Here is a 12,828-nt window from a genome sequence, read left to right on the forward strand (position 1 = left end):
GATCGGGGCTCGGGCAGGCGCGGGTCAGGGCCTGCCGCGCACCGGAACCTCCTCGTCGGCGGGGACCGGCCCGGGCGGGGTCCCGTCGCCGAACGGCCGACCGCCCAGTTCCTGCCGGTGATGGGGCGTGAGCCAGCCGGACAGGTCCGGGCCCAGGGGCACGATGGCGGTCGGATTGATGCCCGTGTGGACCTGGTAGTAGTGCCGCTTGATGTGGTCGAAGTCGACGGTGTCGCCGAAGCCGCGCGTCTGGAACAGGTCACGGACGTACCCCCACAGCACCGGGTTCTCCGTCAGCTTCCAGCGGTTGCACTTGAAGTGGCCGTGGTAGACGGCGTCGAAGCGGACCAGCGTCGTGAACAGCCGGATGTCCGCCTCGGTGATCGTGTCGCCCACCAGATAGCGCTGTCGTTCCAGCCGTGGCGTCAGCTGCTCCAGGCGCCGGAAGACGCCCGCGCACGCCGCCTCGTACTCCTCCTGACCGGTCGCGAACCCCGCCCGGTACACACCGTTGTTGACGTCCTCGTAGACGTCCGCCATCACCTCGTCGATCTCGTCGCGCAGGGCGTGCGGATACAGGTCGGGCGCGCCCGGCCGGTGCAGGGACGTCCACTCCGTCGCGAGGTCCAGGGTGATCTGCTGGTAGTCGTTGGTGACCAGCTTCCCGCTGGGTACGTCCACGATCGCCGGCACGCTCACCCCGCCCGGGTAGCCGGTCTCCCGCCTGTCGTAGGCCTCGCTCAGATAGCGGATGCCGAGGACCGGGTCACGGCCGTCCGGGTCCAGGGTGAACCGCCAGCTGCGGTCGTCCTGGACCGGATCGGTGATCGCCAGGGACAGGGCGTCCTCCAGGCCGAGCAGCCGCCGCGACACCAGGGCCCGGCTCGCCCATGGACAGGCGCGGCTCGCCACCAGCCGGTAACGGCCGGGAGTCACCGGCCAGCCGTCCCGGCCGTCCGCGGTGATCCGGTCCGTGAAGTGGCTCCTGGACCGCTTGAACGCCTTCCTGCCGTAGCCGCTGTTGCCGGGCGTCCCGTCGTCACCGCTCATGAGCCTGCCTCCCAGTCGTTGGTGCGCCCTGGTGGACGCGTTCCCCGTTTTCGGCCGTCGGCACTGGTGGGCCACTCACAAGGCGGGTGTGAGCGGCGCCGCCCGGGGCAGTCGGCCCCACGTGAGTGGGACAGTCGTGGAAGAGAAGCCGGACCGCAAGAGCGACCGCAGGACGCGCGTCACGGTGCTGGTGGCCCTGGCCGCCAACCTGGTGATCGCGGCCGCCAAGGCGACCGGTGGTGTCGTCGCGGGGTCGCCCGCTCTGCTGTCGGAGGCGGCGCACTCGGTGGCCGACAGCATGAACGAGGTCTTCCTCCTCGCCGCACTGCGCCGCAGCCGCCGCCCCGCCGACCGGAGGCACCCCTTCGGCTACGGCAAGGAACGGTTCTTCTGGTCGCTCCTGGCGGCCGTCGGCATCTTCGTCATGGGCGGCTGCTTCTCCTTCTTCCAGGGCGTGGAGGCCCTGCGCACGGGCGCCGAGGAGGAGCTCAGCGGCTATGTGGCCGGACTGATCGTGCTCGGTGTCGCCCTGCTCGCCGAGGGCGGCTCGCTGCTGCGGGCCCTGCACCAGGTGCGGGGACGGGGCGGGGCCGCCGCCAATCTGCGCGACCCGGCCCTGCGCACGGTCGTCGCCGAGGACGGCACCGCGGTGCTCGGGGTGACCCTCGCCATGATCGGCATGGTGCTGCACATGGTCACCGGACAGGTGGTGTGGGAGGCCTGCGCCTCCCTCGCGATCGGCGCGCTGCTCGTGTACGTCGCCTACCGGCTGGGCCGTGAGGCCCGCGACCAGCTGATCGGCGAGGCCGCCGACCCGGAGGCCGACCGCCGGATCCGGTCACTGCTGCGGGCGCAGCCGGAGATCGACAGCGTCGAGGCGCTGTTCACGATGAAGACGGGCCACGACTCCGCCCTGGTGGCGGCCCGCGTCGACCTGGCGCCGGGCCTGGACAGCGAGCGCGTGGAGGAGGTCGCCGTGCGCATCAAGAGGTCGATCGCGCGCACCGTCCCCGAGGCGCGGCAGATCTTCCTCGATGTCACCGACCGGCCCGCGCGGGAGGCGGCGGAAAGCCCCGCCGCGACGGGGGAACGCGGCGGGGCCTGACCGGCGTGTGCCCGGCGGGCGCCGGTCCATGCACGCGGATCCGGGAGAATCCTCCGTCCGTACGGTTCAGTTCCCGTCGGCCGGTTCCAGGACGAACACCGGGATCTCCCGGTCCGTCTTCTCCTGGTACTCGGCGTACGGCGGAAACGCCACGACGGCACGCTCCCACCACTCGGCCTTCTCCGCGCCGGTGACCTCACGGGCCGTCATGTCCTGCTTGACCGGGCCGTCCTGGAGTTCCACATGGGGATCGGCCTTGACGTTGTGGTACCAGACCGGGTGCTGGGGAGCGCCGCCCAGGGAGGCGACCGCGGCGTAGCGGCCGTCGTGCTCGACGCGCATCAGCGGCGTCTTGCGGAGCTTGCCGCTGCGCGCGCCCCGGGTGGTCAGCACGATCACGGGCAGGCCCGTGTCCATCAAGGTCGTCCCCTTCGTGCCGCCCGAGCTCTCGTAGAGCTCGACCTGTTCGCGCACCCACTGCGTCGGGCTGGGTTCGTACTCGCCGTCAAGAGGCATGGCATCCGTCCCATTCGTACGTCGTACGGCTGACTGGCACTGCGGTTCAACACCGACCGCTGCGAGATCCATCCCTACCCCATCCCGCCCGCGAACTTCCCGCGCCGCGCGATCGCCTCGCGCGGCGTGGTGCCTCCGGAGGCGTCGGGGACCCCGCGGTGCCCGGCGAGATCCGGCAGACCGCCGCGGCCACCGGGCGGCCCTATCGCGCCAGGTTCGCCCCGCACCCGGCCTTTCCGGACGTCCCGGTCGTGGCACCATGGGGATGAGGTGGCGATACTCGGCCAGTCTGCTCCCGCCTGTGGTCTGGCCGAACCTGACGTCGCCACATAGATGCCCGAGGCATCTAATGAAGAGCGGCACGACGCACTCTTCGTCTGCGAGGTCTTCCATGACGGACACGACGGACATAACGGATACGGCGGATAGGGTGAAGCCCGTCGCCTTCCCCCAGGACCGGACCTGTCCCTACCACCCTCCCGCCGCCTACGATCCACTGCGCGCCACCCGCCCGCTGGCCCGGATCACCCTCTTCGACGGCCGCCCGGCCTGGCTGGTGACCGGGCACACGGCCGCCCGCAGGCTGCTGGCCGACCCCCGGCTGTCGACCGATCGCACCCGCCACCGCTTCCCCGCCACGTCGGCGCGCTTCGCCGCGGTACGCGACCGGAGGACCGCCCTGCTCGGTGTCGACGACCCGGAACACCGCGCCCAGCGCAAGATGGTGCTCCCCGAGTTCACCCTGAAGCGCGCCGCGGCCCTGCGCCCCCGCATCCAGCGGATCGTGGACGAACGGCTCGACGCGATGATCGCGCAGGGTCCGCCGGCCGAGCTCGTGACGGCCTTCGCGCTGCCCGTCCCCTCCATGGTGATCTGCGCGCTGCTCGGCGTCCCCTACGGCGACCACGACTTCTTCGAGGAGCAGTCCCGTCGGCTGCTGCGCGGCCCCACGGCCGCCGACACCCAGAACGCCCGCGACCGACTGGAGGCCTACCTGGGCGAGCTGATCGACCGCAAGCAGCAGGCACCCGGTACGGGGCTGCTGGACGACCTGGTCCGGTGCCAGCTGAACGAGGGCGCGGTCGACCGCGACGAGGTGGTCGCCCTGGCGATCATCCTGCTCGTCGCGGGCCACGAGACGACCGCCAACATGATCTCGCTGGGCACCTACACCCTCCTGACCAACCCCCGGCGGCTGACCGAGTTGCGGGAGGACCCCGCGCTGCTGCCCGGCGCGGTCGAGGAGCTGATGCGCGTCCTGTCGATCGCCGACGGGCTGCTGCGGATGGCCACCGAGGACATCGAGGTGGACGGGCAGACCATCCGGGCCGGCGACGGCGTCGTCTTCGCGACCTCCGTCATCAACCGCGACGAGAGCGTCTACCCCGAGCCGGACACCCTCGACTGGCACCGCCCGGCCCGCCACCACGTCGCCTTCGGGTTCGGCATCCACCAGTGCCTCGGCCAGAACCTGGCCCGTGCCGAACTCGAGATCGCCCTGCACACCCTCTTCGACAGGCTGCCCACGCTGCGCCTGGCCGCCCCGGCCGAGGAGATCCCCTTCAAACCCGGCGACACGATCCAGGGGATGCTCGAACTCCCCGTGACCTGGTAGGGGGCGCCCCGCATGCCCCACATGCACATCGACATCGACAAGGACACCTGCATCGGCGCGGGCCAGTGCGCACTGACCGCCCCGGACGTGTTCACCCAGGACGACGACGGCTACAGCACCCTCCGGCCCGGCCGGGAGGACGGCGGCGGCAGCCCACTGGTACGCGAGGCGGCCCGGGCGTGCCCCGTGGGGGCCATCACGGTGTCGCAGACGGTGGACTGACGGCGGGAGCGTCCGGCGCCGGGAGACCGGCGCCGTCGGCGCCCAGCAGCACCCGCGCCACCTCGCGCGCCTGACGCGCGGGTTCGGTGCCGCCCGTGACGCCCGCCGTCACCATGGCACCCTCGGCCAGCAGGAACAACTGCCCGCCCACCGCGGCGGGCAGTTGCGCGTCGGCCGTCAACCCGTCGAGGAAATCCCGGAACGCCCCCTTGTGCGCCCGCACCCGCTCCGCCACCCGGGACGACGTGGCGCCCAGTTCGCCGTAGACGTTGAGCCACGCGCAGCCGCGGAAGTCCGGCTCGGCGAACCACTGCCCGAGCCAGTCGAAGACGGCCAGGATCCGCGGGCCGGCCCCCTCGTGCCGGTCGACGTACCGCGCCAGCTCCCCGCGCCAGCGCGCGTCGCGCCGGTCCAGATACGCCACCACGAGCTGCTCCTTGGCCGGGAACAGCTGGTAGAGGCGCTTGAGCGAGACCCCGGACGTGCGGCGTACGTCGTCCATGCCCACGGCCTGGACGCCCCGCCCGTAGAAGAGCCGCTCCGCCGCGTCCAGCGCGCGCTCCCGGGCGACCTCGCTGTCCATGCGGCACCTCTTCCTTGACGTGAGAACGGGCGTTCTCCTACGGTAGCAGCACGCCGGAGAACGCACGTTCTCCGCTTCTGCCACGGAGGCCGCGCCATGACGACCGACCGCCCGCCCCTGCCGCCGTTCACCCGCGAGACCGCCGCTCGGAAGGTGCGGGCGGCCGAGGACGCGTGGAACACCCGCGACCCGCACAAGGTCGCGCTCGCCTACGCGCCGGACTCGCAATGGCGCAACCGCGACACCTTCCTGACGGGCCGTGCCGCCATCGTCGAGTTCCTGACCGCCAAGTGGGCGCGCGAGCAGGAGTACGCGCTGCGCAAGGACCTGTGGGCGCACGACGGCAACCGCATCGCCGTCCGCTTCCAGTACGAGTCCCGGGACCTCGACGGCCAGTGGTGGCGCTCCTACGGCAACGAGCTGTGGGAGTTCGACGAGCACGGCCTGATGACCCGGCGGGAGGCGAGCATCAACGACGTGCCCATCGACGAGTCGGACCGCCGCATCCACGGCCCGCGGCCCGTCGACGATCAGGGGCAGGACCTGTTCGAACAGCGCTGACCTCGCCCCGGCTTCGACGCGCTGGAAGACGTACGCTGCCCACTGGTACTGATGATCCCGAAGACAGGAGCGGCAACGATGCAGTACGTGAAGCTCGGTTCGACGGGCCTGGACGTGTCACGGATCTGCCTGGGCTGCATGACCTACGGCGTTCCCGACCGCGGCGCGCACGAGTGGACCCTCGACGAGGAGGCCTCGCGTCCGCTGATCCGGCAGGCGCTGGAGGCCGGCATCACCTTCTTCGACACGGCCAACGTCTACTCCGACGGCACCAGCGAGGAGATCGTCGGCAAGGCGCTGCGCGACTTCGCCCGCCGGGACGACGTCGTGGTCGCCACCAAGGTGCACGGCCGGATGCGGCCCGGGCCCAACGGCGGCGGACTGTCCCGCAAGGCGATCATGACCGAGATCGACCACAGCCTCAGGCGCCTGGGCACCGACTACGTAGACCTCTACCAGATCCACCGCTTCGACCCGCACACGCCGGTCGAGGAGACGATGGAGGCGCTGCACGACCTGGTGAAGGCGGGCAAGGTCCGCTACATCGGGGCCAGTTCCATGTACGCCTGGCAGTTCTCCAAGGCCCAGTACACCGCCGAGCGACACGGCTGGACCCGCTTCGTCTCCATGCAGAACCACTACAACCTCATCTACCGCGAGGAGGAGCGCGAGATGCTGCCCCTCTGTGCGGACCAGGGCGTCGGCGTGCTGCCCTGGAGCCCGCTCGCCCGCGGCCGGCTCACCCGCGACTGGGACACCGCCACCGGGCGCAGCGCCACGGACAACTTCGGCAGCACCCTCTACCAGGAGGGCGACCGCACGATCGTCGAGGCCGTCACCCGCATCGCGGGCGACCGCGGCGTGCCCCGCGCCCAGGTGGCCCTCGCCTGGCTGCTGCACCAGGACACGGTGACCGCGCCGATCATCGGTGCGTCGAAGCCCCGGCACCTCGACGACGCCGTGGCCGCGGTCGAACTGACGCTCACCGAGAAGGAGATCGAGGAACTGGAGCGTCCCTACGCGCCGCACCCGATCGCCGGTCACTGATCCACGCACCCCGGGGCCCTCCCACGGCGTCCCGGGGTTCAGGGACCGGTGCCCGCGTCCAGGACGGTGACGGACACCGATGACGCGTTGCCCCCCACCGGGACCTCGCCGGCCGTCCACGTCACCTTGATGGGCTCCCGTTCGTCCGGCGGCGTGACGAGCAGCGCCGCCGGAGTGGCCGTGCGGGCCCCGCTGATCTGCGGGCTGGAGAACGACAGCCCGGCCCACGCGCTCTTCCCCGGCGCCAGGGTGACCGTCTGCGGTGACGCGGGCGCGCGTCGGGGATCCGGGCCGAGCTGCTTGCCGGACGCGTCCACGAAGGCAGCGCCCGGATAGCCGTAGAGGGTGCAGGTGCCTTCGGAGGTGTTGGTCAGCACGATCGGGAAGTTCCGCTGCCCGGCACCCGGGTCGACGCGGCCGACGGCGGCGCTGAGCGCCGAGGTGTGGCAGCGGCCGTCGGTGCGGACGGAGGCGGACGCGGACCCGCCCGTGTCGCCCGGTGCCGCGCCGACGGCCGGTGCGGTGGTGGTGCCGCTGTCCGGACCGGCCGTGCGAGAGGCCTCGACTGCCCCGGACGGCCGTGGTGCGCTCGACGTGCCGCTGTCGTCGCCGCAGGCGGTCAGCAGGCCGAGAACCGCGACCGCGCTCGCGAGCAGGGCCGTCCGGCGCATCGGCTGGGACGTGTTCGCCATCGCTTCTCCACACTCCCGTCAGGTCTTCTGGCGCACGGACCGGCCCAGAGGCGGCACCGTGCGCGCTGTTCCTCCGAGTGTCCCGCCGGGCGGGCCGGGAAACGAACGGCTCACTCCTCGTCGAGCAGCCCCAGCTCCGCCCAGATCGTCTTGCCCTCGGACGTGTGCCGGCTGCCCCAGCGCTGGGTGAGCTGGGCCACCAGCAGCAGACCGCGGCCGCCCTCGTCCCAGGTCCTGGCCCGGCGCAGATGCGGCGCCGTGTGATTGCTGTCGGAGACCTCGCAGATCAGCGTGGTCGCGTCGTGGATCAGCCGTAGCCGGATGGGTGGTGCGCCGTACCGGATGGCGTTGGTGACCAGCTCGCTCACCACCAGCTCGGCGGTGAAGGACGCCTCCAGCAGGGCCCAGGCGGACAACTGCTCGAGAACCTGCTTGCGGACGGGGGCGACCAGCGAGGGGTCCGCGGGGATGTCCCAGGTGGCGACCTGGCCCGCGGGCAGTCCCCGGGTACGGGCCAGCAGCAGGGCCACGTCGTCGGTGGAACTGCCCGACGGCAACAGGGTGCGCAGCACCCGGTCGCAGGCCGCGTCCAGCGAGTCGACGGCGATCGCCAGCGCCTCGCACAGCAGCACCTGACCGGCGTCGGCGTCCCGCTCCCGGCTCTCGACCAGCCCGTCGGTGTACAGCGCCAGCACGCTGCCCTCGCGCAGCTCCAGTTCGGCCGACTCGAACGGCAGCCCGCCCACGCCCAGCGGCGGACCCGAGGGCAGCTCGACCTGCCGGGGCGGGCCGGCCGGCGGAACCAGGACGGGCGCCGGATGCCCGGCCCGGGCCATGGCGCAGCGCCGCGACACCGGGTCGTACACGGCGTACAGGCAGGTGGCGCCGACTTCGCCCGCGCGGTCGTCGCCGGACTCCTCGGACAGCCGGACGACCAGGTCGTCGAGGTGGGTGAGCAACTCCTCCGGCGTCAGGTCGATGTCGGCGAGGGTGCGGACGGCGGTGCGCAGCCGGCCCATGGTGGCCGAGGCCTGGATGCCGTGGCCGACGACGTCCCCGACGACCATGGCGACCCGCATCCCGGACAGCGGGATGACGTCGAACCAGTCGCCGCCGACCCCGGAGCGGGCGGCCGGAAGGTAGCGGGAGGCCGCCTCCACCGCGGCGGTGGGCGGCAACCACCGGGGGAGCAGGCTGCGTTGCAGGGTCAGCGTCGCCTCGCGCTCGCGGGAGTAGCGACGGGCGTTGTCGATGCAGACGGCGGCGCGGGCGGTGACCTCCTCGGCCAGCAGCACGTCGTCGTGCGTGAAGGGGTAGGGGCGCCGGAACCGGGTGAACACCGCGACGCCGAGGGTCGTGCCGCGGGCCTGGAGCGGCACGGACATCGTGGCGTGGACGCCGTACTCCTCCACCCGGCGGAGGCGGACGGGGTCCCACTCCAGCCATCGTTCGAGGTCGCCGAAGGAGACCGCGGCCACGATCGCCTGCCCCGCGACCAGGCACTCGGCCTGGGGCGAGCCGGCCGGGTAGACGTGCAGCTGCCCCGGTTCGGCCACCGCCTCAGGGGATCCCGGGTTGACCGACCGGTGGGCCGTCCGGCGCAGGCCGACCGGCGGTGACACGGAGGCGGGTTCGGCGCCGTGATCCTGAGGGTCCAGCAGGTCGACGCTCACGAAGTCGGCGAGCGCCGGGACGCACACGTCCGCCAGCTCCTGCGCCGTTCGGGTGACGTCGAGCGTGGTGCCGATGCGCACGCTGGCGTCGTTGACGAGGTACAGCCGCTCCCGGGCGAGGTGCTGCTCGCTGAAGTCGTGCGCGGTCGCGCAGACGCCGCGCACCTGTCCCTCGGTGTCGGTGAGCGGGGCGACGCGGACGAGCCACGGGTGGGCGCGGGTCTCACCCACGGCCTTGAAATGCGAGTGCAGGTCGTACGGTCGGCCGGTGGCGAGGACCTCTCCCATGCGCTGTTCGAGTTCCGCGTTCTGCGGCCGGCCGGAGAGGTCCGTGGGCCGCAGTCCGCGGACCAGGTCCGGCGGGAGCCCGAGGAGCCGCGCGCACGCGTCGTTGACGCCCCGCAGCCGGAGTTGGTCGTCGAAGATCATCGTGGCGCAGGGGGACTGCGTCAGAGCCGCCCCGACCAGGGGGTCGGTCGGCTGGTCGGGGCCGCGGTCCAGCGGGGTGACGGCGAGCCAGGCGCCCGGGCCGCCGTCCGTCGACGGTCTGCGGGTCGCGAGCACCCACACCGACACGGTGTGCCCGTCACGGTGCCGCAGCGCCAGTGTGCCGCTCCAGCGCTCGTCCTCGGGTCCGGGAGGCGTGTCGTCGCCGTCGGCCAGCAGCTCGGCGGCGGGGCGCCCCACGACATCGGCGGCCGGGTGCCCCAGCAGCAGGCGCGCGCCCTCGTTCCACTCCCGCAGTGTGCCGGAGTCGTCGACGACGACACGGGCGGTGGCGGCATCGTCGAACGGGTTGACCGGACTCATCGTCGCCACTCCATTGCGCACACCCACAGTGAACAGCGCGTCACCTGGTTCCCAGCCTAGTGCGTCCGGGCCGCGCGTGGACCCGAACCACAGGGACCACGGAGCAGTCCCGTCGGCACACGGGCAGCACCGCGGCGGTGGGCCGTCCGCCGGCCGTGCCCGTCCGGTGGCCGAGGGGTGCCGACGGACCGGGCCACCGCGTCCGACACCGCCCTCCGACGCCGTGGCGCACCGGGACCGGGCGGGAACCAGTCCGGTCCGGACCGTTGACGGGGTGTCATGTCTGCCACAAGCATGGCCCCGACCGCTTTTGGGAGCGCTCCCATAAAGGTGAGCGCCACCTCCCCCGAGGAGCCCGGACGTGAAAAGACGCAGAACCGCCCTCGTCTCCCTGACGGCACTGCTGGCGGCGGCCGTCACCGCGCTGCCCGCCGCGCCGGCCGGAGCCGACGAGACCGAGCAGGTCAGGAACGGCGCCTTCGACAACGGCACCGACTCATGGTGGACCAGCAGCAACGTCACCGCGGGTGTCACCGACGGCCGGCTGTGCGCCGACGCCCCCGGTGGCACCACCAACCGCTGGGACGCGGCCGTCGGCCAGAACGACATCACCCTGGTCGCGGGGGAGTCGTACAAGTTCTCCTTCACCGCGACCGGCACGCCCGCCGACCACGTGGTCCGGGCGATCGTGGGCCTGTCCGTGTCCCCGTACGACACCTACTACGAGGTCAGCCCACAGCTGAGCGTCTCCGGCAACACGTACTCCTACACCTTCACCTCGCCCGTCGACACCACTCAGGGACAGGTCGGCTTCCAGCTCGGCGGCACGCCCGAGGCCTGGCGGTTCTGCGTGGACGACGTGTCCCTGCTGGGCGGCGTGGCGCCCGAGCCGTACGTGCCGGACACCGGGCCGCGGGTCCGGGTCAACCAGGTCGGCTACCTGCCGTCCGGCCCGAAGAACGCCACGCTCGTCACGGAAGCGACCTCGCGCCTGCCCTGGCAGTTGAAGGACGAGGGCGGCCGGGTCGTCGCCCACGGCTGGAGCGTGCCGCGCGGCGTCGACGCCTCCTCGGGACAGAACGTCCACTCGATCGACTTCGGCCGGCACACCAGGCGCGGCGAGGGCTACACGCTGGTCGCCGACGGGGAGACCAGCCGCCCGTTCGGCATCGGCACGGCCGCCTACGAGCGGCTGCGCGTCGACTCCGCGAAGTACTACTACACGCAGCGCAGCGGCATCGCCATCCGCGACGACCTGCGCCCGGGCTACGCCCGCCCGGCCGGACACGTGGGCGTCGCGCCCAACCGGGGCGACACCGAGGTCCCCTGCCAACCCGGAGTGTGCGACTACACCCTCGACGTCTCCGGCGGCTGGTACGACGCCGGCGACCACGGCAAGTACGTCGTCAACGGCGGCATCTCCACCTGGGAGCTGCTGAGCACCTACGAACGCTCGCTGCACGCCCGTACGGGGGAGCCGTCGAAGCTCGGTGACGGCACGCTCGCCATCCCCGAGAGCGGCAACAAGGTGCCGGACATCCTCGACGAGGTCCGCTGGGAGCTGGACTTCCTGCTGAAGATGCAGGTGCCGGACGGGCAGCCGCTGGCGGGCATGGCCCATCACAAGATCCACGACGAGGGGTGGACCGGGCTCCCGCTGCTGCCCAGCGACGATCCGCAGAAGCGTGAACTGCACCCGCCGACCACCGCGGCAACCCTGAACCTGGCGGCGACGGCCGCGCAGGCGGCCCGCCTCTACCGCCCCTACGACCGCGAGTTCGCCGCCAAGGCCCTCGACGCGGCCCGCGAGGCCTGGGCGGCGGCGCTGGCCCACCCGGACGTGCTCGCGTCGGAGAGCGACGGCATCGGTGGCGGGGCCTACCCCGACAGCCGCGTCGACGACGAGTTCTACTGGGCGGCGGCCGAGCTCTATCTGACGACGGGGGAGCGGGACTTCAAGGAGTACGTGCTGAACTCCCCGGTCCACACCGCCGACATCTTCGGCCCGATCGGTTTCGACTGGGCGAGCACCGCGGCCGCGGCCCGGCTGGACCTGGCGACCGTGCCGAACCGGCTCCCCGGCCGGGACAAGGTGCGCCGGTCCGTCGTCCAGGGCGCCGACGGCTACCTGGCCACGCTGAAGGCGCACCCGTACGGCATGCCCTACGCACCCAAGGGCAACGTGTACGACTGGGGCTCCAGCCACCAGATGCTGAACAACGCGGTCGTCCTCGCCACCGCCTACGACATCACCGGCGGCTCGAAGTACCGTGACGGCGCCGTCCAGAGCATGGACTACATCCTGGGCCGCAACGCGCTGAACATGTCGTACGTCACCGGCTACGGCGAGGTCAACGCACACAACCAGCACAGCCGCTGGTACGCCCACCAGCTCGACCCCGCGCTGCCCGCCCCGCCGGACGGCACCCTCTCCGGCGGTCCGAACTCGAGCATCCAGGACCCCTACGCGCAGAGCAAACTCCAGGGATGCGTCGGCCAGTTCTGCTTCATCGACGACATCCAGTCGTGGTCGACCAACGAGCACACCATCAACTGGAACGCCGCGCTGGCCCGGATGGCCTCCTTCGTGGCGGACCAGAGCTGATCGCACGACAAGCCCCGCCCGTCTCCCGCGGTACCGCCGGGTACGTGCTCTGACCTGCTGCTATTTACGGGTCAGTACCCGCGCGGTACCGTGGGGGGCATGCCAGCTCTGAACGTGGAGTTCAGCGACCGCGAGCTCGAGGACCTGCGGCAGATCGCCAAGGAACGCGGTACGTCGATGAAGGCGCTCGTGCGGGAGGCCGCCGCCGCCGACATAGCCCGGCACCGGGCGCTGCAGGAGGGGGCGGAGGCGTTCCGCCGGTTCTTCTCGGCCCACGCCGACGAGTTCGCCGCCGCCTTTCCCGACGACGAACCACCGCCCGTCCGGGGCGAGGGGCGGGCCGCCTGAC

General features: G+C 72.2%; 12 protein-coding genes. 7 read left to right on the forward strand and 5 right to left on the reverse strand.

What is annotated here, in order from left to right:
• Positions 1-24: 24 nt before the first annotated feature.
• Positions 25-1,050, reverse strand: a complete 1,026-nt coding sequence (locus RM812_RS20545) for a glutathione S-transferase family protein (RefSeq protein WP_311574532.1) — start codon at positions 1,048-1,050, stop codon at positions 25-27.
• A 184-nt stretch (positions 1,051-1,234) separates the two neighbouring features.
• Between RM812_RS20545 and RM812_RS20550 the strand changes: the two genes are divergently transcribed.
• Positions 1,235-2,155 (forward strand): cation diffusion facilitator family transporter, encoded by a 921-nt coding sequence (locus tag RM812_RS20550; protein ID WP_311574660.1) that lies wholly within the window; start codon positions 1,235-1,237, stop codon positions 2,153-2,155.
• 66 nt (positions 2,156-2,221) lie between these two features.
• Here the strand turns inward: RM812_RS20550 and RM812_RS20555 are convergent, their stop codons facing one another.
• On the reverse strand, positions 2,222-2,671 hold the full coding sequence (locus tag RM812_RS20555; protein ID WP_311574534.1) for a nitroreductase family deazaflavin-dependent oxidoreductase: 450 nt from the start codon (positions 2,669-2,671) through the stop codon (positions 2,222-2,224).
• A 391-nt stretch (positions 2,672-3,062) separates the two neighbouring features.
• On the opposite strand from RM812_RS20555, the gene RM812_RS20560 reads away from it, so the two are divergent.
• A complete protein-coding gene (locus RM812_RS20560; RefSeq protein ID WP_311574536.1) occupies positions 3,063-4,286 on the forward strand; it encodes a cytochrome P450 in 1,224 nt (407 codons plus the stop codon).
• A 21-nt stretch (positions 4,287-4,307) separates the two neighbouring features.
• The gene (locus tag RM812_RS20565; RefSeq protein ID WP_311574662.1) at positions 4,308-4,508 is read left to right on the forward strand and encodes a ferredoxin; all 201 of its coding nucleotides are present in this window, start codon (positions 4,308-4,310) and stop codon (positions 4,506-4,508) included.
• Here RM812_RS20565 and RM812_RS20570 read toward each other — a convergent pair.
• Entirely contained in the window at positions 4,483-5,091 is a 609-nt protein-coding gene (locus RM812_RS20570; RefSeq protein ID WP_311574538.1) for a TetR/AcrR family transcriptional regulator, read from the reverse strand. The genes RM812_RS20565 and RM812_RS20570 overlap by 26 nt on opposite strands.
• Positions 5,092-5,187: 96 nt before the next feature.
• On the opposite strand from RM812_RS20570, the gene RM812_RS20575 reads away from it, so the two are divergent.
• The gene (locus RM812_RS20575) at positions 5,188-5,652 is read left to right on the forward strand and encodes a nuclear transport factor 2 family protein (RefSeq protein WP_311574540.1); all 465 of its coding nucleotides are present in this window, start codon (positions 5,188-5,190) and stop codon (positions 5,650-5,652) included.
• A gap of 78 nt (positions 5,653-5,730) precedes the next feature.
• Positions 5,731-6,699 carry an aldo/keto reductase gene (locus RM812_RS20580; protein ID WP_311574542.1) on the forward strand — a complete coding sequence of 323 codons (969 nt, stop codon included), beginning with the start codon at positions 5,731-5,733 and terminating at the stop codon, positions 6,697-6,699.
• 38 nt (positions 6,700-6,737) lie between these two features.
• On the opposite strand, the gene RM812_RS20585 is transcribed toward RM812_RS20580, so the two are convergent.
• Both RM812_RS20585 and RM812_RS20590 read right to left on the reverse strand, forming a co-directional pair.
• A complete protein-coding gene (locus RM812_RS20585) occupies positions 6,738-7,391 on the reverse strand; it encodes a DUF4232 domain-containing protein (protein WP_311574543.1) in 654 nt (217 codons plus the stop codon).
• Between the two features lie 110 nt (positions 7,392-7,501).
• Positions 7,502-9,874, reverse strand: coding sequence for a SpoIIE family protein phosphatase (locus RM812_RS20590; protein WP_311574545.1), 2,373 nt, complete (start codon positions 9,872-9,874; stop codon positions 7,502-7,504).
• Between the two features lie 361 nt (positions 9,875-10,235).
• Between RM812_RS20590 and RM812_RS20595 the strand changes: the two genes are divergently transcribed.
• The gene (locus RM812_RS20595) at positions 10,236-12,479 is read left to right on the forward strand and encodes a glycoside hydrolase family 9 protein (RefSeq protein WP_311574547.1); all 2,244 of its coding nucleotides are present in this window, start codon (positions 10,236-10,238) and stop codon (positions 12,477-12,479) included.
• A gap of 99 nt (positions 12,480-12,578) precedes the next feature.
• Positions 12,579-12,827 carry a hypothetical protein gene (locus tag RM812_RS20600; protein WP_030975726.1) on the forward strand — a complete coding sequence of 83 codons (249 nt, stop codon included), beginning with the start codon at positions 12,579-12,581 and terminating at the stop codon, positions 12,825-12,827.
• The last annotated feature ends 1 nt before the right edge of the window (position 12,828 follow it).

It is taken from the genome of Streptomyces lancefieldiae, assembly GCF_031845825.1.
Taxonomy (GTDB): domain Bacteria; phylum Actinomycetota; class Actinomycetes; order Streptomycetales; family Streptomycetaceae; genus Streptomyces; species Streptomyces lancefieldiae.